Origin of the sequence: Natronospira bacteriovora (assembly GCF_030848495.1) — a bacterium.
Lineage (GTDB): Bacteria > Pseudomonadota > Gammaproteobacteria > Natronospirales > Natronospiraceae > Natronospira > Natronospira bacteriovora.
In genome coordinates this window covers 137324-160935 of the sequence record NZ_JAVDDT010000004.1, presented here as the reverse complement: position 1 = coordinate 160935, position 23612 = coordinate 137324, and the positions used below count along the sequence as shown (strand labels likewise).

Annotated in this window: 19 protein-coding genes; 8 read left to right on the top strand and 11 right to left on the bottom strand. The window is 63.3% G+C overall.

Annotated elements, in window-relative coordinates; translation table 11 throughout:
* Positions 1 to 197: 197 nt before the first annotated feature.
* Positions 198 to 1613: a glutamate--ammonia ligase gene (gene glnA / locus RBH19_RS07935; RefSeq protein ID WP_306728295.1), complete on the bottom strand. Its 1416-nt coding sequence runs from the start codon at positions 1611 to 1613 to the stop codon at positions 198 to 200.
* 392 nt (positions 1614 to 2005) lie between these two features.
* On the opposite strand from glnA, the gene glyQ reads away from it, so the two are divergent.
* The 4 genes from glyQ to RBH19_RS07915 all read left to right on the top strand — a co-directional run bounded on the left by glyQ (position 2006) and on the right by RBH19_RS07915 (position 6502).
* A complete protein-coding gene (gene glyQ, locus RBH19_RS07930) occupies positions 2006 to 2935 on the top strand; it encodes a glycine--tRNA ligase subunit alpha (RefSeq protein ID WP_306728294.1) in 930 nt (309 codons plus the stop codon).
* Complete coding sequence (gene glyS / locus RBH19_RS07925) at positions 2928 to 5045, top strand: glycine--tRNA ligase subunit beta (RefSeq protein WP_306728293.1); 2118 nt, start codon at positions 2928 to 2930, stop codon at positions 5043 to 5045. The genes glyQ and glyS overlap by 8 nt, the downstream gene beginning before the upstream one ends.
* Before the next feature lie 105 nt (positions 5046 to 5150).
* A complete protein-coding gene (gene gmhB / locus RBH19_RS07920) occupies positions 5151 to 5723 on the top strand; it encodes a D-glycero-beta-D-manno-heptose 1,7-bisphosphate 7-phosphatase (protein ID WP_306728292.1) in 573 nt (190 codons plus the stop codon).
* Positions 5720 to 6502, top strand: a complete 783-nt coding sequence (locus tag RBH19_RS07915; protein WP_306728291.1) for a lysophospholipid acyltransferase family protein — start codon at positions 5720 to 5722, stop codon at positions 6500 to 6502. Before gmhB ends, RBH19_RS07915 begins: the two co-directional genes overlap by 4 nt.
* Here RBH19_RS07915 and tsaA read toward each other — a convergent pair.
* Entirely contained in the window at positions 6499 to 7197 is a 699-nt protein-coding gene (gene tsaA, locus RBH19_RS07910; RefSeq protein WP_306728290.1) for a tRNA (N6-threonylcarbamoyladenosine(37)-N6)-methyltransferase TrmO, read from the bottom strand. The genes RBH19_RS07915 and tsaA overlap by 4 nt on opposite strands.
* Before the next feature lie 101 nt (positions 7198 to 7298).
* Here tsaA and hemH point away from each other — a divergent pair, with 101 nt between their 5' ends.
* Both hemH and RBH19_RS07900 read left to right on the top strand, forming a co-directional pair.
* Positions 7299 to 8408 carry a ferrochelatase gene (gene hemH / locus RBH19_RS07905; RefSeq protein WP_306728289.1) on the top strand — a complete coding sequence of 370 codons (1110 nt, stop codon included), beginning with the start codon at positions 7299 to 7301 and terminating at the stop codon, positions 8406 to 8408.
* Positions 8408 to 9091: a hypothetical protein gene (locus RBH19_RS07900; RefSeq protein ID WP_306728288.1), complete on the top strand. Its 684-nt coding sequence runs from the start codon at positions 8408 to 8410 to the stop codon at positions 9089 to 9091. Before hemH ends, RBH19_RS07900 begins: the two co-directional genes overlap by 1 nt.
* Before the next feature lie 27 nt (positions 9092 to 9118).
* Here the strand turns inward: RBH19_RS07900 and RBH19_RS07895 are convergent, their stop codons facing one another.
* Genes RBH19_RS07895 through RBH19_RS07875 form a run of 5 tightly spaced genes read right to left on the bottom strand, consistent with a single transcriptional unit; the run spans position 9119 to position 14728 of the window.
* Entirely contained in the window at positions 9119 to 11470 is a 2352-nt protein-coding gene (locus tag RBH19_RS07895) for a putative bifunctional diguanylate cyclase/phosphodiesterase (RefSeq protein ID WP_306728287.1), read from the bottom strand.
* Between the two features lie 29 nt (positions 11471 to 11499).
* Complete coding sequence (locus tag RBH19_RS07890; protein ID WP_306728286.1) at positions 11500 to 11871, bottom strand: energy transducer TonB; 372 nt, start codon at positions 11869 to 11871, stop codon at positions 11500 to 11502.
* Positions 11872 to 11907: 36 nt separating this feature from the next.
* A complete protein-coding gene (locus RBH19_RS07885) occupies positions 11908 to 13311 on the bottom strand; it encodes an NAD(P)(+) transhydrogenase (Re/Si-specific) subunit beta (RefSeq protein WP_445353970.1) in 1404 nt (467 codons plus the stop codon).
* Positions 13308 to 13607 (bottom strand): NAD(P) transhydrogenase subunit alpha part 2, encoded by a 300-nt coding sequence (locus RBH19_RS07880; protein ID WP_374728964.1) that lies wholly within the window; start codon positions 13605 to 13607, stop codon positions 13308 to 13310. Before RBH19_RS07880 ends, RBH19_RS07885 begins: the two co-directional genes overlap by 4 nt.
* Positions 13604 to 14728, bottom strand: coding sequence for a Re/Si-specific NAD(P)(+) transhydrogenase subunit alpha (locus RBH19_RS07875; RefSeq protein WP_306728285.1), 1125 nt, complete (start codon positions 14726 to 14728; stop codon positions 13604 to 13606). Before RBH19_RS07875 ends, RBH19_RS07880 begins: the two co-directional genes overlap by 4 nt.
* Before the next feature lie 223 nt (positions 14729 to 14951).
* Between RBH19_RS07875 and RBH19_RS07870 the strand changes: the two genes are divergently transcribed.
* Positions 14952 to 15560 carry an HNH endonuclease gene (locus tag RBH19_RS07870; protein ID WP_306728284.1) on the top strand — a complete coding sequence of 203 codons (609 nt, stop codon included), beginning with the start codon at positions 14952 to 14954 and terminating at the stop codon, positions 15558 to 15560.
* Between the two features lie 30 nt (positions 15561 to 15590).
* Entirely contained in the window at positions 15591 to 16481 is an 891-nt protein-coding gene (locus RBH19_RS07865) for a 5'-3' exonuclease (RefSeq protein WP_306728283.1), read from the top strand.
* Positions 16482 to 16678: 197 nt separating this feature from the next.
* Here the strand turns inward: RBH19_RS07865 and RBH19_RS07860 are convergent, their stop codons facing one another.
* From RBH19_RS07860 to RBH19_RS07845, 4 genes are all read right to left on the bottom strand, one after another.
* Positions 16679 to 18835 carry a M3 family metallopeptidase gene (locus RBH19_RS07860; RefSeq protein ID WP_306728282.1) on the bottom strand — a complete coding sequence of 719 codons (2157 nt, stop codon included), beginning with the start codon at positions 18833 to 18835 and terminating at the stop codon, positions 16679 to 16681.
* Between the two features lie 86 nt (positions 18836 to 18921).
* Complete coding sequence (locus RBH19_RS07855; RefSeq protein WP_306728281.1) at positions 18922 to 19902, bottom strand: hypothetical protein; 981 nt, start codon at positions 19900 to 19902, stop codon at positions 18922 to 18924.
* 79 nt (positions 19903 to 19981) lie between these two features.
* Complete coding sequence (locus tag RBH19_RS07850) at positions 19982 to 20257, bottom strand: hypothetical protein (protein WP_306728280.1); 276 nt, start codon at positions 20255 to 20257, stop codon at positions 19982 to 19984.
* 154 nt (positions 20258 to 20411) lie between these two features.
* A complete protein-coding gene (locus RBH19_RS07845) occupies positions 20412 to 23573 on the bottom strand; it encodes an efflux RND transporter permease subunit (protein ID WP_306728279.1) in 3162 nt (1053 codons plus the stop codon).
* Positions 23574 to 23612: the final 39 nt, after the last annotated feature.

Sequence of the window (23612 nt, the reverse complement as noted above, 5' to 3'; positions counted from 1 at the left end):
ACATCGGGGTCTTCGGGTTTTCGATCGGATTCAATCGCAGGCGGGTATCTGAAAGCGAAAAAGAAGGGAAAAACCAGGCCGTGCCGCTCGTAGTCGTAATCGTAATCGTAGTCGTAATCGGCACTCCTCCAACCGGATAAAGGCCGATTACGATTACGACTACGACAACGACTACGAGGGCCGTGCCTGGAGAGAGCTTAGAGGCTGTAATACATATCAAACTCCACCGGATGCGCGGTCATGCGCAGACGGGTGACATCTTCCATCTTCACGGCGATGTAGGCGTCGATCACGTCGTCGGTGAACACGCCGCCCTGCTTGAGGAAGTCGCGGTCGGCGTCGAGGGCCTTGAGAGCCTCTTCCAGGGAGTAGGCCACTTCCGGGATGCCCTTGGACTCTTCCGGGGGCAGGTCGTAGAGGTCCTTGTCCAGGGCTTCACCGGGGTGAATCTTGTTCAGGATGCCGTCGAGGCCGGCCATCATCAGGGCGGCGAAGGCGAAGTAGGGGTTGCCGGTGGAATCCGGGAAACGCACTTCCACCCGGCGCGCCTTGGGATTGGGCACGTAGGGAATGCGAATGGAGGCAGAGCGGTTGCGGGCGGAGTAAGCCAGCTTCACCGGGGCCTCGAAGCCTGGCACCAGGCGCTTGTAGCTGTTGGTGGAGGCGTTGGTGAAGGCGTTCAGGGCACGGGCGTGCTTGATGATGCCGCCAATGTAATACAGGGCGGTTTCGGACAGGCCGCCGTACTCGTCACCGGCAAACAGGTTCTTGCCGTCCTTCATCAGGGACATGTGCACGTGCATGCCGGAGCCATTGTCACCGACGATGGGCTTGGGCATGAAGGTGGCGGTCTTGCCATAGCCGTGGGCCACGTTCATGACGGTGTACTTGAACAGCTGGGTCTCGTCGGCCTTGCGCACCAGGCTGTTGAACTCGGTGCCGATCTCGCACTGGCCGGCGGTGGCCACCTCGTGGTGGTGCACTTCCACCTTGAGGTTCATTTCCTCCATGGCCAGGCACATGGCGGCACGGATGTCGGCCAGGGAATCCACTGGCGAGACCGGGAAGTAACCCCCCTTCACGCTGGGACGATGACCGAAGTTGCCGTCGGAATAGATTCGCTCGGAGTTCCAGTCGGCTTCCTTGGAATCGATCTCGTAGAAGGCACCGCTCATGTCGGCACCCCAGCGCACATCATCGAAAATGAAGAACTCGTTCTCGGGGCCGAAGAAGGCCACATCGGCCACGCCGGTGGACTGCAGATAGGCCTCGGCACGACGGGCCAGGGAGCGGGGGTCACGCTCGTAGCCCTGCAGGGTGGTGGGCTCGATCACGTCGCAGACCAGGTTCAGGGTCGGCTCCTGACGGAACACATCCACCACGGCGGTTTCCGGATCGGGGCGCAGAATCATGTCGGACTCGTTGATGCCCTTCCAGCCCTGGATGGAGGAGCCGTCGAACATCTTGCCTTCCTCGAAGACATCCTCGTCGATTTCCCGCGCCGGCAGGGTGACATGCATTTCCTTGCCCTTGGTGTCGGAGAAGCGGAAATCAACGAACTTGATGCCCTTCTCTTCGATCAGCTTGATCACATCGGCTGCGGTCTGCGCCATGACAAACACTCCTCGGTTGGTTCGGAATGAGATTCAGTATGGCAGGGAATAAGCAGATGTCATGCCAAGGTGGGGCGCCGCTGTTTTCGGGGGCTGCGGCGTGGCGTAAGCGCGCAGGATGCACCACATTGTTGCATTAGATGCACCAATATCGGGCAGAGGGGGCGCGGATTCATCCGCGCAATGGCCGGAATTCGATGTCCTGCCCGTCAATGAGGTGCAGCTCGGATTCCAACGATCCCACTAGAGAATCAAACGGCGAATGCTCACCATTGCGCGGTTGAATCCGGCCGGCCAACGGCCGGGGCAACAGTGTTGATTCTGCGCGCCGGCCCCCTTGCGCGCTATAATGTCGCGTTTTGCACCAATCCGAATCAATCAGGGCGATTCCGATGACTGATGTGGCGACGCCACCCGAAACCTTTCAGCAGCTGATCCTGCGTCTGCAGAGCTACTGGGCCGAGCAGGGCTGCGTGCTGCTGCAGCCCTATGACATGGAGATGGGGGCCGGCACCTTTCACCCGGCGACCTTCCTGCGCGCCCTGGGGCCAGAGCCCTGGGCGGCGGCCTATGTCCAGCCCTGCCGGCGCCCCACCGACGGGCGCTATGGCGAGAACCCCAACCGCCTGCAGCACTATTACCAGTTCCAGGTGGTGATCAAGCCCTCGCCGCTGGAGATCCAGGATCTCTACCTGGGCTCGCTCACCGCCCTGGGCGTGGATCCGCTGGAACACGACATCCGTTTCGTGGAAGACAACTGGGAATCGCCCACCCTGGGTGCCTGGGGTCTGGGTTGGGAAGTGTGGCTGAACGGCATGGAGATCAGCCAGTTCACCTACTTCCAGCAGGCCGGCGGCCTGGAATGCCGCCCGGTCACCGGCGAGCTGACCTACGGCCTGGAACGCCTGGCCATGTATCTGCAGGGGGTGGAATCGGTCTATGACCTGATCTGGACCGAAGGCCCCAACGGCAAGGTCACCTACGGTGACGTCTTCCTGCAGAACGAGGTGGAGCAGTCCACCTACAATTTCGAGCAGGCCGAGACCAGCGCCCTGTTTGGCGGCTTTGATCACGCCGAGGCCGAGTGCCAGCGCCTGCTGGAGAAGGACCTGCCGCTGCCGGCCTATGAAATGGTGCTGCGCGCCTCGCACCAGTTCAATCTGCTCGACGCCCGCCACGCCATCTCCGTGACCGAACGCCAGCGCTACATCCTGCGGGTGCGCAATCTGGCGCGGGCCGTGGCGGAAAGCTATTTCGCCCGGCGGGAGGCCCTGGGCTTCCCCCTCTGCCGCGAGGACAACAAGGGGACAGCCAATGGCTAAGCAGAATGCGGCCGATGCCAAGACCCATACCCTCCTGATCGAAGTGGGCAGTGAAGAGCTGCCACCCTCGGAGGCCGCCGACCTGGCCCGCAGTTTTGCCCGTGGCCTGGCCGACGCCCTGGCCGACAACGGCCTGCTGGCGGTCGATGCGGATCCGGGCGCGGTGGAATGGTTTGTCTCGCCCCGGCGCATGGCCGCCCGTCTGGCCGGCGTGCGCGAACGGCAGGCGGACCGGGACGAGGAGAAACTCGGCCCGGCCGTGGACAAGGCCTTCGACGCCGAGGGCAAGCCGACCAAGGCCGCCGAGGGCTTCGCCCGTTCCTGCGGCGTCACGGTGGAGGAGCTGGCGCACAAGGAAACCGACAAGGGCAGCCGCCTGGCCTACCAGCGGGTGATCCGGGGCGAACCGGCGGAACACATCGTGCCGGCCCTGGCCGACGAAGTGCTGCGCCGCCTGCCGGCCAAGCGCCGCATGCGCTGGGGTGACGGCGACGTGGAATTCGCCCGCCCGGTTCACTGGGTGGTCTGCCTGCTGGACGACAAATATCTGCCGGGCCAGATCCTGGGCCTGGAAACCGGTCGCCACAGCCGTGGCCATCGCTTTCACCGGCCCCAGGCGGTGGACATTCCCTCCGCCTCGGCCTACGAGGAAACCCTGGCCGGCTACAAGGTCTTCCTGGACGATGCCGACGGCCACCTGCGCAGCCATATCCGTCAGAGTGTCAGCGACCTGGCCGCGCAGCTGGACGGCCAGGCCGAACTCAACGAGGCGCTGATTGCCGAAGTGGCGGCCCTGGTGGAGTGGCCGGTACCCCTGTCGGGGCGCTACGAGGAACGCTTCCTGGCCCTGCCCGACGAAGTGATCGTCGCCACCCTGGAAGGTCACCAGCGCTACTTTGCCCTGCGCGACAGCGGTGGTCGGCTCAAGCCCGGTTTCATCACCGTGGCCAACATCGAGAGCAAGGATCCGGAAACCGTCCAGACCGGCAATGAGCGGGTGATCAGCCCGCGCCTGGACGATGCCATGTTCTTCTGGAATACCGACCGGCAGAAGACCCTCGCCAGCCGCCTGGATGAACTCGACCAGGTGCTGTTCCAGAAGAAGCTGGGCAGCCTGGGCGACAAGCGCCGGCGGGTGGAAACGCTGGCTGCCGAGGTGGCCCGAATCATTGATGCGGATGTGAAGGCCAGCCAGCGTGCCGCCACCCTGGCCCGCTGTGATCTGCTCACCGAGATGGTGGGCGAATTCCCCGAACTGCAGGGCATCATGGGTGGCCACTACGCCCGGGTGGATGGCGAGGACGAGAAGGTGGCCGTGGCCATCGGCGATCAGTACCGCCCGGCCCAGGCAGGGGATGAACTGCCACGCAGCCCGGAAGGCCTGGCCCTGGCCATAGCTGATCGCCTGGACACCCTGGTGGGAAGCTTCGCCGCCGGCCAGAAGCCGTCCGGCAACAAGGATCCCTTCGCCCTGCGCCGTGCCGCGCTTGGCCTGATGCGCATGATTGTCGAGAAGGCATTGCCGCTGGATCTGGATGAGCTGATCACTGCCGCCGGCCGGAACCTCCCGGAGGGGCTGAGCCTGGACGCGGACGGCCACGCCGAGATCTTCGAGTTCCTGATGGAGCGTCTGCGGGCCTGGTATCGGGAACAGGGCGTGCGCCCGGAAGTGTTCGAAGCGGTGGCGGCAATCCGTCCGGCACAGCCGGCGGACTTTCATCGTCGCCTCAAGGCCGTGCAGGCCTTCCTCGGGCTTGAGGCCAGTGAATCCCTGTCCGCCGCCAACAAGCGTATCGGCAATCTGCTGCGCAAGGCGGAAGAGGACGGTGAAACGGTCAGCACCGCAGACGCGGCCAAGCTCAGCGAGCCCGCCGAAAAAGCCCTGGCCGAAGCGCTCGACAAGGCCGGGCGGGCGGCAGCCAGCGAAAGTGACTACAGCCGGCGGCTGGAAATCCTGGCCGAGCTGCGTGAGCCCGTGGATCGCTTCTTCGACGAAGTGCTGGTCATGGCGGAGGACGCCGACCTCAAGCGCGCCCGTCTGGGCCTGCTGGCGGAGCTGCGAGCGGCCTTCACCACGGTGGCGGATATTTCCCGGCTTCAGACGGGCTGATAAAGACAGATGAAAGTGAACAGTTCCCAGTGAACAACCAGCCCTGCCAATCGGATGGCCGACTGTTCACTGGGAACTGGTAACTGGTAACTGGGAACTGCATCAATGCGACTGGTCATACTCGACCGTGACGGCACCATCAACGAGGAATCCGACGACTACATCAAGTCGCCGGAGGAATGGCATGCGTTGCCGGGTGCCCTGGAAGCCATTGCCCGGCTGAACCGGGGTGGCTGGCGCGTGGTGGTGGCCAGCAATCAGTCGGGGCTCGGCCGGGGGCTGTTCACGCCCAGCGACCTGCTTGGGATTCATCACAAGATCCAGGGGCTGCTGCAGACCCATGGCGGGGAGATCGACGCCTTTTTCTTCTGCCCCCACCACCCCGACGACGCCTGCGGCTGTCGCAAGCCGGCCCCCGGCATGCTCAAGGACATCAGCAAGCGCTTCCAGACCGCGCTCAGTCATGTGCCGATGATCGGTGACAGCGAGAAGGATGTGGAAGTGGCCCGCAACGCCGGCGCTCGCCCCATGCTGGTGCTGACCGGCCGGGGCCGGGAGACGCTGGAACGCTTGCGGGCCCGCAATGCCCTTGATGGCGTGGAAGTGTTCGATGACCTGGCGGCAGCTGCCAATACCCTGCTGGCTGAACATGGAGAAGAGGAAGCCGACGCCACATGATTTACCTGAGAAGCGCGCTGTTCAACACCTTCATGATGCTGAGCGTCCCACTCTGGGTGGCGGCGCTGTTTCTGGTACTGCCCTTCGGCTACCGGGCGCGGCTGGGGATCGCTTCCAGCTGGGCGCGCACCAATCTCTGGGTACTGAAACACGTCTGCCGCCTGGACTACAGCGTGGAATGGCGCGGGCAATTGCCCGAGCAGCCCTGCGTGATCTACATGAAGCACGAATCCACCTGGGAAACCCTGGCACAGATGGCTGTCTTCCGGGTGCAGCAATCCTGGGTTCTGAAGCGCGAGATCCTGCGCATCCCGGTGTTCGGCTGGGGCATGTTTTTCATGCGCCCCATCGCCATCGACCGGCGGGGGGGGCGCCGTGCCGTGGAGCAACTGGTCAGCCAGGGCCAGGAGAAATTCGCCGAAGGCAATTACGTGATGATCTTTCCCGAAGGTCACCGAATGAAGCCCGGCAAGACCCGGCGTTACGGCATGGGCGGCGCCCTGCTGGCGCGGGAGGCCGGCGTCCCCATCGTGCCCATGGTGCACAACGCCGGTGACTTCTGGGCACGGGTCCAGTTCGGCAAGCGCCCGGGCACCATCCAGGTGGTGGTGGGCGACGCCATCTGGCCCGGGGAGCGTAGCCCGCAGGCGCTCAATGCCGAAGTCCAGCTGTGGATGGAGCGGGAGCTGCGCCGAATCAGCCCGAACCGGGATTATGAATACGCCCGGGCGGAAGACGCCGTTGACGCCGCCCAGCGGCATGGCCGCTGGAAACGCTAGTCGGCCCGGGCCGGGCGGTCGGGGTTGTGAAAGCGCAGCTCGATCACCTTTACCTCGCCCTCATCCACGCACCAGCGCACGCTGCAGTCCGCCAGAGCATTCACGTACACCCGCGTCGGGTCGTCGTGGTAGGCCGGGCGCGGATCAAGGGCCAGAATCTGCTCGATGAGTCGCCGGGTCCGCCCCCCGTCCGGGCGCTGGGCCAGGGCCCTGGAGGCGGCCTCGGTGAAACGAATCGGGAGACGTTCCGGCGGCCGTGCCGCTATTCCGCCGCTGGCCTCCGGCACGGCATCCGCCCAGGGCAGATAGGGCTTGATATCGAGAACCGGCGTGCCGTCCACCATGTCCACGCCACTCACCTGAAGGCGCACCCCCTGCTCGCAGCTCAGCCCGTCCAGGCGCACCACGGACAGGCCGATGGGATTGGGCCGGAAGGGGGAGCGGCTGGCGAACACGCCCAGGCGGCTGTTGCCGCCGAGACGCGGGGGACGAACCGTGGGTCGCCAGCCCTCGGCCTGGTGGCAGAGAAAGAGCAGCCAGATGTGACTGCACTGTTCGAGCCCGCGCACCGCTTCGGCGCGGGCGAAGGGCGGACGCAGCACCACCTCGGCCCGGGCATCCGGCGCCTGGCCGGACTGGCGCGGAATCCCGAACTTTTCGGGGAAGACACTGTAGAGATCGGCGATGGGCTCCATGGCACCATTATGCCAGCCCCGGCCTGATACAATATGCGGCCCCGATTCAGCATGAACGGAACGCCATCACACCATCGGCTCATCGAGGCACGCAGGCAGCAATGAAACGATTCTCAGGCCGTCCGGATTTTCAACACGACGAGACCGCGCGTCTCGGGATCCTGCTGACCAATCTGGGGACGCCGGATGAGCCGACCGCGACGGCCCTGCGTCGCTATCTGGGCGAGTTTCTCTGGGATCCGCGGGTGGTGGAAATCCCGCGTCCCCTGTGGTGGCTGATTCTCAATGGCCTGGTGCTGCGCACACGGCCGGCGAAGTCTGCCGAGGCCTATGCCCGGGTGTGGACGGATCGGGGTTCACCACTGCTCTATCACAGCCGGGACATTCAGACCGCACTGGAAAAGAAGCTCCGCAGCCGTTTTCGCGGGCCGGTGGAGGTGGAGCTCGGCATGCGTTACGGCAATCCCTCCATCGAGGGGGCACTGGAGTCGCTGAAGGAACGGGGGGTGCGTCGCCTGCTGGTGTTGCCGCTCTACCCGCAGTACGCTTCCTCCACCACCGGCTCCACCTTCGCGAAGATCACTTCCATCCTCTCCCAATGGCGCTGGATGCCCGAGTTTCGCATGGTCAACAGCTACCATGACGATGCCGGCTATGTTCAGGCCGTGGCCAACAGCATCCGTGAACACTGGTATCGCAATGGCCGGGGCGAAAGGCTGCTTTTCAGCTTCCACGGCATTCCCCGGTTCACCTTCCTGGCCGGTGACCCCTACCACTGCTACTGCCACAAGACCGCGCGTCTGGTGGCCCATCGTCTCGGCCTGAAGGACGGGGAATGGTTCGTCACCTTCCAGTCCCGCTTCGGCAAGGCCGAATGGCTCAAACCCTATACCGATGAAACGCTCGAGGAATGGGGACGCAAAGGCGTGGGTGACATTGATGTGGTCTGTCCCGGTTTTCCGGCCGACTGCCTGGAGACCATCGACGAGATCGGCTTCGAGAACGCGGAACTGTTTCGGGAGGCAGGCGGTGGCCAACTGCGGTATGTGCCAGCACTCAACGACAGCGAAGACCACATCCACATGCTGCAGGAACTGGTGCTTCGGCACACGGCCGGATGGCCGGAGGTGAACAAGCGCAGCGTGGAGCAAGCCGGACAGGAAGCCGAAGAGACCCTCGCGCGCGCGCGCCGCCTGGGGGCGGAACGCTGATGCAGCTCGGGCGCCTGCTGGAGTTGAGCATCGACTGTGAAGCCGTGCTCGATTCCCTGCACTTCTGGCAGGGCCTGGGCATGGAGAGCATTCCGGTGGGCGACACCTGGCCACATCGCTATGGCGTGATGAGTGACGGCCGCCTCTGCCTTGGCCTGCATGACTACCGCTTTCCGTCTCCCTCGCTCACCTTCGTCACGCCGGAGTTGCCCGGACAGGTCGAGAGGCTGCGAAAGCGGAGTATCCGCCTGGACTTCTGCAAGCTTGGCCCCAATCAGTTCAATGAAGCCGGCTTCACCGATCCCAGCGGGCAGACGGTCTGTCTGCTGGAAGCGCGCACCTTTTCACCACCGCCCCTGGAGGGGGAAAGCTTCTCCCTGCTCGGTCATTTCCGCGCCCTGCGGCGTCGAAGCCGGGATCCGGAAGCGGATGCGGCCTTCTGGGAAGCGCTCGGCATGATCGCCTCGCCGGACGCGGATGGGGTGAGCGAGGTCTGCGCGGAGGGCTTCAATCTGCAGTTCAGCCGGCAGGGCCCGGCGGTTGCGCTGGTGTTCGAAACTCCGGATCTGGAGGCGCGGGCGGCCAAGCTGGAATATGACGGACACAACCTCACCCATCGTGGTGATGCGGTGGAGCTGGCGGCGCCGGACGGACTTGCCCTGGTACTCGAAGCGTCGGATTGATCCCCCCAAAAAGTGGGTGCAAACCCACTAGAACAGATTTTCCCAGCGCTCCGGCTTGTGAATGCCAAAGCCCTGCCCGAAGTCGAGCCCCATGCGCTTGAGGTGAGTGGCCACGTCATCGCTTTCCACGAACTCGGCGATGATGCGCTTGCCCATGGTCTGTCCCACATCCGTAATGGCCTTGACCATGGCCATGTCGGTTCGGTCAGAAAGAATGTTGCGTACGAAGATTCCATCCACCTTCAGGTACTCCACCGGCAGGCGACGCAGGTAGGCGAAGGAAGACAGACCGGCGCCGAAATCGTCCAGGGCAAACTGACAGCCCTTGCGGGACAGGGCCGCCATGAACTCGGTGGCATCGGCAATGCGGCGAATGGCCGCGGTTTCGGTGATCTCGAAACAGAGTGAGGAGGCGGGTACGCCATAGTAATCCAGCGTATCCAGCACCAGCTGCTGGAAATCCGGCCGGTCGAATGACTGTCCCGAGAGATTTACATGACAGGCGCCCAGTGACGCCCGGTGCTGCGGATGATCGGCCAGGGTTCGACAGACCTGTTCCAGTACCCAGCGATCCAGGCGGTAGGCGATATCGAATCGCTCGGCGGCCGGGATGAAAGCGCCGGGGGGGACACTTTCGCCATGTTCGTCCCGCATACGCAGGAGCACTTCGTAACGCACGGGCTCGTCTGTCTGTAGCGCCTGTATGTACTGAGCTTCCAGAAAAAAGCGGTTGTCATCGAGTGCCTGGCGAATCCGGTTTACCCACTCCATCTGCCCGCGGCGATGCCGCAGCTGCTCGTCCTGGGCATTGCTGACATGCACACGGTTTCGGCCTTTTTCCTTGGCGATGTAGCAGGCCAGATCCGCTGAGCGGAGAATGACATTGATGTCTGCCATGTCCCTCTCCACGGGCACGACGCCGATGCTGCAGGAGGCGCTGAAGGTCTGTCCCTCCCACTCGAAGACCAGCGCTTCCATGGCATGACAGAGTTTCTCGGCCACGTGGGTGGCTGCGTTCAAATCACAGTTTCGCAAGAGCAGCCCAAATTCATCACCGCCCAGACGCGCCAGCACATCCCCTTCTCGCAGGTTTTCCTTTAGCAGATCCGCTACCTGAATCAGCATGTGGTCACCGGCCGCGTGACCACAGGTATCGTTCACGACCTTGAACTGATCCATGTCGATGAAACAGACCGAATGCACCACATGACTTTCCCGCACGGTCCGAAGGGCCTTGGCCAGTTCCCGGTCAAAACCGCGGCGATTGATCAGGTCGGTGAGGGCATCATGGGCGGCCTGGTACTGCAACTCCACCGACAGTCGCCGGGACTCGGAAACATCCTCCAGGATCGCGATCATGGATTCCGGCAGGCCTCGCTTGCCGTTGATCGTCGACACCGTGAGCCGCCCCCAGACGATGCCTCCGTCCTTGTGCCGGAAGCGCTGTTCGACCGTGACGGCTTCTTCTTCCCCGCGAAGCAGGGCCCGACCTTGCTCAAGACCGATGTCCACATCTTCTTCCAGGGTCAGTGACTGATAGGATTTGCCCCTCAACTCCTGGCGGGAATAACCCAGAATGTCGGCCATGGCGGTATTGGCATTGATCAGATGGCCACGCTGGTCGACTTCCGCCATGCCTACGGCCGCGTGCTCGAAAATGGACTGGAAACGCCGGCGGGATTGGTCGATCAGGAGTATCAGGCGCCAACCGACCAGAGCCGCCATCAGGGCGAACAGGGTAATCACGAAGACGCTGCCCAGGGTGAGAGTCTGTCGCAGTGCCCGGCCGGCATCCGTGAAGGCCTGCAGGAAACGTGTCGTCAGCTCATAGTTCCGTGCATTGATCAGCTCCAGTTCAGCCAGGAGCATGGCGTACTCACGGGCAGGGGGAGGCCCCTCATGCCAGGCCTGTTCGATGCGGTCGGCAAGATCCACTAGCGCCAGGATGTATTCATCGGATTCACGCCAGACGTCAGCGGCATCACGCAAATAGGGGAAATTCGAGAAATTCCGGTAGAGCCAGATCATCCCGGGAATGTCGTCCGGATAATTCTCGCCCCTCAGCAGGCCATCCGCGGCGGCCTGGCGGTCGAGTTCTTCTGCATCCATCGCCCGCCTGGCCCGCATGTCACCGAGGGGGATATCCAGCAGCTCCCGTGCACCGGAGAGATCATCCGGGTTTCCATGGCTCAGGTAACGATAGAGGGAGAACACACTGCCAAGCTGCGCCCGAGACCATTGGCTCTGGCCCGCCATGTAGGCGGTGGCGGCCCCCTGCACCTGGACAAGAAAGATGACGAAGGCCGTGATGAGGCCGAAGATCAGAAACAGGGTAGCCAGCAGAGCACCGACTTCGAAGCGCCGCTCCAGGCCTCGCATGAAACTGGCATTCCCCCTAGCCATGGCTTTCAGTCATTGCTGTTGGCATCCAGCTCGAAATCAAAACGGTACTCGGTGTACATCGATCGGCGATCCGGATTGTTGTCGGTGGCCTCGTATCGAAAGGTGTGAATGGCCCGCATTACGCTGGGCACGAAGATCTCCCCCGGCTCGCTCTCCAGAACGCGGGCCTGTTGAACCACGCCCTGGCGGCCAATGCGCACCTGCACAAGCACATGCCCCTCAATGCCCGCCTCACGGGCCGCCGTCGGATACACCGGCTCCGCGACCTCCACCAGGCGCCAGTAATTCTCCAGTGGCGTCTCATCCGTATCCTGAATGGGTGGAGCAACGCAGGCGCACAGCAACAACACAAGGCATAACAGGGCACTCACACGCATGAGTCACACCTCATTCCAGCCAGTTTGTCGAAGCGATCAGGCGTCTCCCAACGTCTTCAGGCCCTGGATGAACTTGCCGGCCACTTCCTGGGCATCGCCGAAGACCATCTGGGTGTTGTCGGCGAAGAACAGGGGGTTCTCGACACCGGAGAAACCCGTGCCTCGACCACGTTTGACCACCAGCACGTTATCGGCATGATCCACGTTCAGAATGGGCATGCCGAAGATGGGGCTGTCCTTCTTGCTGCGTGCGTCGGGATTGACCACATCATTGGCACCTATCACCAGTGCCACGTCGGCCTCGTCGAACTCGGCGTTGATTTCTTCCAGGTCGAAGATCAGGTCATAGGGCACGCCGGCCTCGGCCAGCAGGACGTTCATGTGCCCCGGCATGCGACCGGCCACGGGATGAATGGCGAACTTCACATCCACACCCCGCTCCATGAGCCGCTCACAGAATTCCCAGAGCTTGTGCTGGGCCTGGGCCACGGCGAGGCCGTAACCGGGCACGATGATGACCTTGTCCGCGTAGGCCATGGTGATGGCCGCATCACTGGCCTCCGATTCCTTCATGGTGCCTTCCGGGCCATCACCACCCTCGCCTCCGGTATCACCGAAACCGCTGAACAGCACGTTGCTCAAGGGCCGGTTCATGGCCTTCGCCATGAGCTGGGTGAGCAGGGTACCGGCGGCGCCCACCACGGTGCCGGCAATGATCATGGCGGCGTTGTCGAGGACAAAGCCCTCGAAGGCCACGGCCAGACCGGTCAGGGCGTTGTAGAGGGAAATCACTACCGGCATGTCCGCACCGCCGATGGGCATGGTGATGGTAATCCCGGCCAGCAGGGCCAGGCCGAAGAAGGTGGTGATCAGCCAAACGGGATAGCCGTCCACCACCAGCAGGGTGGCACCGGTGGCGATGGCACCGAAGAAGACCAAGGCATTGAACAGCTGCTGACCGGGGAAGCGCATGGTCTTGGACACCAGGCCTTCGAGCTTGGCATAGGCCACCAGGCTGCCGCTGAAGGCAATGGAACCGATCAGGCCGCCCAGGATCGCCAGGGTCATGATTACGGTGCCGTAATCGCTGCCACCATACAGGGCCACGGCGCCAATGGTGGCCGCCGCGCCACCGCCCATGCCGTTGTAGAGGGCAACCATCTGCGGCATGCCCGTCATGGCCACCTTGCGCGCGCTGAGCCAGGCCAGCAGGCTGCCTACGAACAGGGCGGTGATGATCAACAGGAAGTTGCTCATGTCCGGCAGGAAGAAAGTGGCCACAACGGCCAGCAACATGCCGAGGCCGGCCTGACGGATGCCGCGCCGCGCCGTGACGGGCGATGACATGCGCTTGATGCCGAAGATGAACAGCAGAATGGCGGTGAAATAACTGGCCTGTATCAGGAGGTCGAGGGTGTCACGACTGATCAGTTCACTCACGCCTTGTCCCCCTTGCTGGACTTGAACATTTCAAGCATTCGCTCGGTGACCACATAGCCACCGACGGCATTGCCCGCCCCCAGCGCCACACCGATGAAACCGATGACCTGCCCCAGGGTGGTCTCCGCATGACCCAGGGCCACCATGGCCCCCACCACCACAATGCCGTGAACGAAGTTCGATCCGGACATCAGCGGCGTATGCAGAATGACCGGGACACGGGAAATGATCTCGATGCCGACGAAGGCCGTCAGCATGACGATGTACAGGGCAATGAAGCCGGTCAATTCAATCATGACTTGTCCTCCGCCGGGTGCCGGATGCTGCCTTCATGGGTGACCACGCTCCTGGCGTAAACCTCGTCCTCCATGTCCCAGTTCAGGGTGCCTTCCGAAACACAGGGTGAAACGAAATTCCACAGGTTTCGCGCGTACATCTCACTGGCATGCTCGGCGAGCATGCCGGGCACGTCCAGCGGACCGACGAGGGTGGCCCGCCCTTCACGATGAACCTCCCCCGGTCGGGTCAGGGCGCAGTTGCCGCCGGTTTCGGCCGCCAGGTCCACCAGTACGGCGCCCGGCTTCATGTTGGCCACCATGGGCTCGGTCACGATCTTCGGTGCCGGACGGCCGGGAATGGCGGCCGTGGTAATGACGATATCGGCCTGACTGATGTGCTTGGCCAGCACATCAGCCTGTTGCTGTTTTTCCTCCTCGGTCAGCTCGCGGGCATAACCGCCCTCGGCCTCGGCCTTCACCCCCGTGTCCACGAACCTGGCGCCCAGGGATTCCACCTGTTCGGCAACGGCGGATCGCACATCGAAGGCCTCCACCCGGGCCCCCAGGCGGCGGGCCGTGGCGATGGCCTGCAGCCCGGCCACACCGGCCCCCACGATCAGGGCCCTGGCCGGGCGGATAGTGCCGGCGGCGGTGGTCAGCATGGGGAAGAAGCGGGGCAGGTGTTCGGCCGCAATGAGCACGGCCTTGTAACCGGCCACGGCCGCCTGGGAAGACAGGGCGTCCATGGACTGGGCACGGGAAATTCTGGGAATCAGTTCCACTGCGAAGGCCGACACGCCCTGGCCGGCGAGGCTGTTGATGAAGTCATCCCGCTGCCATGGCGCCATGAAACCGAGCAGGCCGGCCCCTTTCTTCATCCGGCGGACATCGTCGTCGGCGGGGCGGCGGACGCAAAGAACCAGATCCGCCTGCGACCAGATGGCGGCGTGATCGTCGCTGACTTCGACCCCTTCAATGGCGCGATAGGCCTCGTCGGAAAAACCCGCGTGGTCGCCGGCACCCGACTGAATGCGCAGGCGCAGGCCGGCCTTGACGAGTTTTTCGGCCAGACCGGGCACCATGGCCACCCGCTTTTCGCCCTCCCGGGATTCGGCCGGTACCGTGATGAGTGTGCTCATGCTGTACCTGTCTCTTTGCTTGTTGGAATTTCGGACATGCGTTTTTGAGTGTAGCAGCAAGTCAGCGCTTGCACCGGCTTCATGAATTTTCCATGAAAAGAGGCGACGGGATTTGCCAACACGGGCGTAATCCATGTAAAAGATGGGTCAGAAGCATAGGCAAGGGTCGACATTCGACTAATCGCGAAGGCTTCGAGGAGGCCGGCGGCGGCCGGACAAGGCCATGAATGATCTGAATCAGCAGGTTCTGCGCACCGATGTGGGCGGTATGCCGCTGGAATGGATCGATTACCAGCAGGCAGCCAGGCTCTATCACCTGGATCAGGTGGTCTACGAATGCGGATCGCCGCTCTACGACCTGCACGGCGGCATTTCGGCACTGACCGGCCGACAGAGCATCCTCACCGTGCATTCCATCATCGCCACACCGGGCGATCGCAAACACCTGAGCAAATCCCGTTACCGCTATATCCCTCCGCTCAACAATCACACCCTGTTTCGGCGGGATGCGCGGCTCTGCCTGTATTGCGGCGAACGGTTCCCAAGCCAGTTACTGTCGCGGGATCATGTCACCCCCGTGGCCCAGGGCGGCCTGGATCACTGGAACAATGTGGTCACCGCCTGCAAGCGCTGCAATAACCACAAGGCGGATCGCACACCGGAACAGGCCGGGATGCAGTTGATCGCTGTGCCCTTCACACCCACTCACGCCGAGTATGTCTATCTCAAGGGACGCCGGGTTCTGGCCGACCAGATGGAGTTTCTGCTGGCCCATTTTCCCCGCAGCAGCCCCCTGCATGATCGCCTGAGAGCCCTGCTCGAACGACGCTGAGAGCGCCCCGCGCTGTGCCATAATCGACAGATGATCCATCTGTTCGACGCCTCCATTTTCGTCTTTCGTGGCTGGTTTGCCCTGCCCGACAGCCTGCGGACGGCCCGTGGTGAGCCGGCCAACGGTTTCCGGGGCTTTGCCACCGCCCTGGCGGACACCCTGGATGTGGTTGACGGGCATCCCCTGATCCTCTGCTTCGACGAATCCCTCACCACCTCCTTTCGCAATGAAATCGAGCCGACGTACAAGGCCAACCGGGAACTGCCGCCGCCAGAGCTTGAGGCCCAGTTTCAATGGTGCCGGGCGCTGGGCGAAACGCTGGGCCTGCCCTGCCTGTCGTCGGATCGCTTCGAGGCGGATGACCTGATGGCGAGCGTGGCCCGCCTGGCCCGCGTCGAAGGCCAGGCCGTGACCCTGATCAGCCGCGACAAGGACCTGGCCCAGCTTCTGCGGCCCGGCGACCTGTATTGGGAGGGGCCGGGCAAGACAGCCCGGTCGTATGAGGAGATGCGTTCAAAGCTGGGCTTTCCCCCCGAACGCATGGCGGATTATCTGGCGCTGGTGGGGGATCCAGTGGACAACATCAGCGGCGTCAGGGGCATTGGTGGCAAGAGCGCGGAGCGCCTGTTCGCCCATTACGAGGACCTGGAAGCGCTGTTTGCCGATCTGGACGGGATTCCGGAACTTGGCCTTCGCGGCAGTGCGCGGATTCAGCGTCTGCTGGCCGAAGGGCGGGAACAGGCCTTCCGGGCCCGCGAACTGACCCGCCTTCAAGATCAGGCACCCTTGCCCTTCGACACCATCCCCGGGACGCCGACCAGCGTCGACATGGCGGGTCTCCTGCAGCTGGATGCCGACATTGGCCTGGGCGCCCGAAATCTCGCCAAGCTAAAACGCCTGCATGGTGGGTCCTTGGCCTGAGGGTTCTGTTGTGTTGGCTTCGATAGGGCGGCGTGCCAGGTGGGGGATTGGTATCGCGGCTAAAGCCGCTCCCACAGGGGGGGGGCTTCGACGAACGCGGCCGTCCGATTCACGATTTACGTTTCACTCGTCCAATCTGCCGGCGTAAAAAAGCCCCTCCAGAGGAGGGGCTTCTTTCACAACATGCGGCCTGAGGCTTATTCGTCGTCGATCAAACCACGACGGATCAGCAGGGCTTCGATTTCCGGCTGACGGCCGGCGAAGTCCATGTACAGATCCATGGCATCGGCGGTGCCACCCCGGGACAACAGGGTGTCACGGAAGTGCTGGCCGTTCTCGCGGGTCAGGCCATCATTCTCCTTGAACCACAGCACACTGTCCGCATCCAGCACTTCACTCCAGATATAGGAGTAATAGCCGGCGGAATAGCCGCCCATGATGTGGGAGAAATAGGGCGTGCGGTAACGCGGGGGTACCGGGTCGAAGTCCATGCCCGATTCCGCCAGCACCTGGGCCTCGAAGTCCATGATGTCTTCCGCGGCGGGAATCTCATCGATGGGCAACTGGTGCAGACGCTGGTCGATGGTGGAAGCGGCCAGGTACTCGGTCGTGCGGAAGCCCTGGTTGAACTGCTGGGCATCCAGCACCTTCTCCAGCAGCTCGTCCGGGATGCGCTCGCCGGTCTCGTAATGCAGGGCGTAGTTGGCGAGCACTTCCGGCCAGCTGGCCCACATTTCATAGACCTGGGAAGGGTATTCCACGAAGTCACGGGGAACACTGGTGCCGGAGAAACGCGGATAGTGCACATCCGAGAACAGGCCATGAATGGCGTGGCCGAATTCGTGGAACAGGGTGGTGGTTTCATCCCAGGTCAGCAGGGTGGGCTCACCTTCCGGCGGCTGGCTGACGTTGAGATGAATGCCCACCACCGGCTGACCGCCCAGCAGATCCGACTGGATCTGATAGGAGTTCATCCAGGCACCGCCCCGCTTGGAACCGCGGGAGTACATGTCGCTGTACATCAGGCCCAGGGGGGTGCCATCTTCCTCGAAGACCTCATAGACACGCACCGAGTCATGATAGACCGGGATGTCATGGCGTTCTTCGAAAGTGATGCCAAAGAGTTTCTCGGCGGAATAGAAGACGCCGTTCTCCATCACGCTGTCGAACTCGAAATAGGGGCGCACTTCCGAATTGTCGAAGGCATAACGCTCCTGACGCACCTTCTCGGCGTAGAAGGCCCAGTCCCAGGAGGCCAGCTCCAAGGGCTCGTCTTCCGTGGCATTGATGATGGCCTGAATGTCCGCGGCTTCTTCCCGGGCATTGCGCATGGCAATGGGGTTGAGGTCGGCCAGCAGTTCATTGACCACATCCACGGAACCCGCCGTCTGCTCTTCCAGGATGAACTCGGCGTGATTGGCGTAACCCAGCATGTTGGCGCGTTCCGCCCGCAGGGTCAGGGTCTCGGAAACGATCCCGCGGGTGTCGTACTCGTTGCCCCGCGCGCCGCGATCCAGGGAGGCAGTGTGAACCCGCTCACGTACCTCACGGTTGGTGAGTGAGGACAGGGGCGGCTGACCACTGGTGTTGAGCAGGGTGATGACGTACTTGCCGTCCAGGCCACGATCCTTCGCCTCGTTGGCCGCCCGCTCGATCTGGGCGTCGGACAGACCATCCAGTTCTTCACGGCTGTCCACCACCACGGCGGAGTCATTCACTTCCGCCAGCACGTTCTGGCTGAACTGGGTGCCCAGCTCGGCCAGGCGACTGTTGATCTCGCGCAGGCGGGCCTGCTGCTCTTCGCTCAGGCGGGCACCGGAACGAACGAAATCACGATGGTAACGCTCCAGCAGGCGATGGGATTCCGGATCCAGATCCAGCTCATCACGCTGCTGATACAGCGCATCCACCCGGCTGAACAGCTCGGGGTTCAGATTGATGGCGTCACTGTGGGCGGACAGTTTCGGTGCCATCTCGCGCTGGGTAGCCTGGATGTCTTCATTGGTGTGGCTGCCGGCCAGGGCAAAGAAGACGCGGCTGACGCTGGAAAGCGTCTGACCGGAACGCTCCATGGCAACGATGGTGTTCTCGAAGCTGGGCGGTTCCGGGTTGTTGGCAATGGCCTCGATCTCGGCCATGTGCTCTTCCATCCCCTTTTCCAGTGCCGGGCCGAAATGCTCGGCCTCGATGCGGTCAAAGGGAGGCGCGTTGTAGGGCAGGCCGCTTTCGCTCAGCAGCGGATTGTCGCTGACCTGGCGCTCGGCGCGCTCGGTTTCAGTCGGTTCGGGGCTGTCGCCACAGGCTGCCAGCATCAGCGGCAGGGCAGCGACGCCAATCAGATATCGCAACTTCACGGTGATTCTCCTGCAGGGGAAAAGCCCGATAGTAGCATCACCGGGGCGCGAAAAAAGGGGGGCGCCGGCCGCAGGCCGACAGCCCCTCAGCGGAACAGGCCGTCGAAATCCCCGGCATCAAGGGCCCGCTCCAGTTCCGCCATCCGGTCCCGGGCCTGCTCCAGCTCGCCCGGCGTCAGCAGCACCGAGAGGGCGTCCTCGGCACCATCGAAGCTGGGCGGACAGCCTTGCTGCAGACACAGGGCCTGGACCCAGTCGGAATTGGCGGAGCAGTCCTGGCCATATTCACAGGCCAGCATGAGCCAGGCGGTCTCGTCCGCACGACTGTCGCCGTGGATGGCGCTCAGCTGGCTGGCGTAGGCAAGGGTGTCCGGATTTCGGTCACGCAGAACCTGCACCAGCTGGTCGGGATCGAAATCGGCACTCCGTCCCGCCTGGTACATGCGGTAGTCGCTGATGCCCTGGCGCATGACGGCCGGCCCGTAGCCATCCTCGGCGGCCGCCCGCATCCAGTCGTCGGCGGCGCCGTAAAGACTCATGTCCTCGTCGAAAAAGCCCCGGCAGCGGGCCACCTGGCGCTGCATGAGGTCGTTGACCTGGGGGTTCATGTCGTCTGGGATGGCGGTGGAGAGGGTGTATTCGTCGGGATACTCGCCATCGAACTGGCGTACCGCCAGCTGGCATTCGGCAAGGATCCGGCCAATGTAGTAGCGGGCGGCGGCATCGCCCCCGTCCGCCGCCTCAATGACCTCATCAACGAAGGCGAGGTAATCGTCACTGGCATGGAAGGCGGCACCGACCGTGTCATAGCCACCGGCGGGGCGCTCATTCTCGTCCTGGGCCTGCAGGCGGGTTCCGGCCTCGGTCCGCAGGCCGTCGCCTTCATCAAGAACCCGCCGGGGCGATTCGCGTCGGGCCTCCCGGCCGTCCGCCACCACCGGTCCCGCCTCGCCCCGAGGCAGGGAGTCAGGGCGCTCATCCATGGCCGGCCCGGGCCCCGGACGCAGAACCATGACAAAAATCAGCGTGGCGGCCGCCAGCGCGAAGAAAATCCAGGTGGCGCGCATGTCTCTCTCCAGTGCGAAAAACACAGACCCGTCAGTTTAATCAACGGCGGCCATATTGCCACTGCCGCTTTTCACGGCATCAGCCCTGCGCCGTGGCCTGACGCCGGCGACGATACGTCAGGGCAAGCCATTTCAGCCCGGGCAGCGTCGCCATCCAATAGAGGTGATAGCCAAGCCCGGAAAAGATCTCCACCGTCAGAAGCGGCTCGACAAAATCCGCCACCACACTGAGCACGAGGAAGGTTTCCGCGTAAAGCAGAAGCAGCCGGTTAACGGTCAAATCACCACGCCGGGCCAAGGGATAGGTGATGGTCAGCAAGAGTACGCAAAACAAGGGCAGCAGCAGTGAAGACATGATTCCCCCCCCTTTCTTTTCCCCGAGTTAACGCACCTCTGAGATCAGAGGCCCCTGATTTAATCAGGTTATGAGCACGCTTTGAAATGCGCTCACGACACGCCATTGCAGACAAGCGGTGGATGATCGTGTGCGCTGAAACGGTCGGTCGAGTTCAACGCTCGCCCACCAATAGCTGTTTGCTGCGTTCACTGAAACGGCTGACGATGTGGTACAGGCAGGGCACCACGAACAGGGTCAGCAACATGGCCATGAGGAGGCCGCCAATGACGGCCAGGGCCAGCGGCTGCATGATCTCGGCACCCTCGCCGAGGCCGATGGCCAGGGGCGTCATGCCCAATACGGTGGTGGAGGTGGTCATGAGGATGGGCCGCAGGCGCACCGCGCCCGCCTCCACGATGGCCGCCTCGATGGGCAGGGCCTGATCCCGACGGCCGATCTCGATGTATTCCACCAGCAGGATGGCATTGTTGACCACAACGCCGATGAGCAGGATCACCCCGATCATGACCGGTGCGGACAATGGATTGCCGGTGAGCCAGAGGATGCCGACCACGCCAATCAGGGCAAGGGGTGCCGCCGCGAGGATGACCAGGGGATTGGAAAGGCGTTCGTACTGCACCGCAAGCACCACGAAGACCAGGAAGATGGCCAGCACGATCACGGTCATCAGCTCCCGGTTGGTGTCCTGGATGGTTTCCCACTGGCCCCGGGTGAGGATGCTGACGTGATCCGGGAGTTCCAGGTCACCCAGGCGCGCCTCCACCTCGGCCATGACGCTGCCAATATCACGGATCTCGGTATTGATGTCGCCATTGACCCGCACCACGCGGTTCTGGTTTTCCCGTTCGATATGGGCGGGGCCCTCGGTCAGTTCGAAGCTGGCCACGTCCCGCAGCAGAACCGGGAGACCATTGTCACGGTAGAGAATCATGCCGCCCAGGGATTCCGGGTCACGGGTGGACTCCCGGGGCAGGCGTACGCGCACGTCGTATTCGGTCTGGCCGGTGACGAAGCGGGTGGGTACCGCACCATCCACGGCCTGTCGCACGGCCCGCCCCACCTCCGAGACGTTCAGGCCCAGGTCGGCGGCGCGTTCCCGGTCCACTCGGATGCGAAGCAGCGGGCTCTGGTCCTCCCGGCCCACCTCGACCCCTTCCAGCCCTTCAATGCCATCCAGCCGCGCCACCAGATCCCGCGCCAGGGTGCGCAGTTCCCGCAGATCCTCACCCACCAAGCCAATGGACAGATCCGTGCCCGCAAAGGAAAAGCGCAGACCCGGAATGGCGGGCGGGCGGACGTGAATGCGTGCCCCCGGCAGGTCCAGGGCATCCACCCTCTGCTGCATTTCCCGTACCCAACGACCGGCACTCATGTCCCGCTCCACGGCCGGGGTCAGCTGGATGGACAGGTTCGCCGTGCCGGGGCGCTCGGAAATCACGCCACCGCTGAGATGGCCGCCCACTCGGGTAAAGACCGACTCGACATGAGGCATTTCCCGCACGGCCTCTTCCACCCGACGCGTGGCTTCATCGTTCTCTTGGGGCGGGGTACCCGGCGGCAGCACCATGCGAATACCCACGTTGCCGTCATCCACCTGGGGCAGGAAGGTATTGCCCAGCTGACCGGCCAGATGGCTGGCGCCGAACAGGGCCAGCGCCGCCGCTCCCAGGACGGCCCAGCGCACGCGAAGGACGGCGGGCAAAAGGTCGCGGTAACCATTCCGCAGCCATTCAATCAAGAGGTTGAAGCCGGTCACCAGGCGACTGCGGTGAAAGCCGGACTCATGGCGGATCTTGCCCAGCAGGGCCGCCAGCATGGGAATCAATGTCAGGGCCGCCGCCAGCGTGGCCAGGATGGCGAAGGAAATGGTCAGTATCAGTTCCCGGAAGATCATGGCGGCCATGCCGGTGATCAGCAGGAAGGGCAGCACCGCGGCCAGATTGGTGAGGGTGCCCGCGGTGATGGCGGAGACCACTTCCCGGGAACCATCGTGGGCGGCATCGTCCGGCGACTTGCCCAGTTTCTCCCGGTGCCGATAGATGTTCTCCAGCATGACGATGCCATTGTCCAGCAACAGCCCCACCCCCAGAGCCAGGCCACCCAGGCTCATGATGTTCAGAGTCATGCCGCTGGCCCCCATCATGGCAAAGGTCGCCATCAGGGCCAGTGGAATGGACAGGCCGATGACAAAACTCTTGCGCAGGCTGCCCAAAAAGAGCATCACCATGAACATGGCCAGCACGCCCCCGAGCAGGGCGGCGGTGCCCACGGCAGTGATGCTGCCGCGAATGAAATAGGTCGGATCCCGCGTGGTCTCGAAGCGGATGTCCTCCGGAATGAAACCCGTGCGTTGCAGTCGGTCCATGGTGGCGACGACCTGATCCACCACTTCGACGGTGTTGGCGGCCGGCATCTTGAAGACCGAAACCTGAGCCGCCTCGATGCCATTGAGACGAACGAACAGGCGCTGTTCGCGGTAGCCGTCATTGACGTCGGCCACCTCGGACAAGCGGATGCGCCGGTCACTGCCCGGGAGCTGGATGAGGACGTTGCGGATGTCATCGGCCGAGGTGAACAGGCCGTCGGTCTTGGCCATGACATCGAAGGTCTCGGAGGTGACCCAGCCACCGGCCAGATCCACGTTCTCGCCCTCGAGGGCGGTCACCAGATGCTGCATGGTCAGACCGTAGGAACGCAGGCGCTCCTGGTCCGCGACCACTTCCATCTCCCGCACCTGACCGCCGGCGGCTTCCACCCCGGAGACACCGTGTATCGCCAGCAACTGGGGGGCCAGCTGATGCTCCACCCAGTCACGGACTTCCGTTTCACTGCGCACGGTGGAGCTGAATCCGGCCTCCCAGACCGGATCCTGGGCCGGATCGAAACGATAGAGGCGTGGCGGATCGATGTCCTGGGGCAGCTGGGTGCGGGCCAACTCCAGGTAGCGGGAAGCGTCCTGAATGGCCAGATCCAGATTGGTGCCGTGCTCGAATTCCAGGTTGACGTTGGTGCGACCTTCCGAGGCACGGCTGTGAATGCGTGTCAGGTTCTCGGTGGAGGCCAGATTGCGTTCCAGCACCCGCGTCACCTGCTGCTCCATCACTTCCGGCGCCACCCCGGGATAGTTGACCGTGACACGGATCAGGGGATTGTCGATGGTGGGCAGCAGATCGATGGGCAGGCGATCAAGAAAGAAGGAGCCCAGCACGAAGACCAGCGCGGCGATGGCGAGGGTTCCCACCGGCCGGCGAATGGCCGCATTGGCCAGACTCCGCCGTTCGCCACTTTTGCGCTCCAGTGTTTCGTAACTCATTCCTTCACCTGCCTGTCACCGTTGCGGCGATACGTGTTC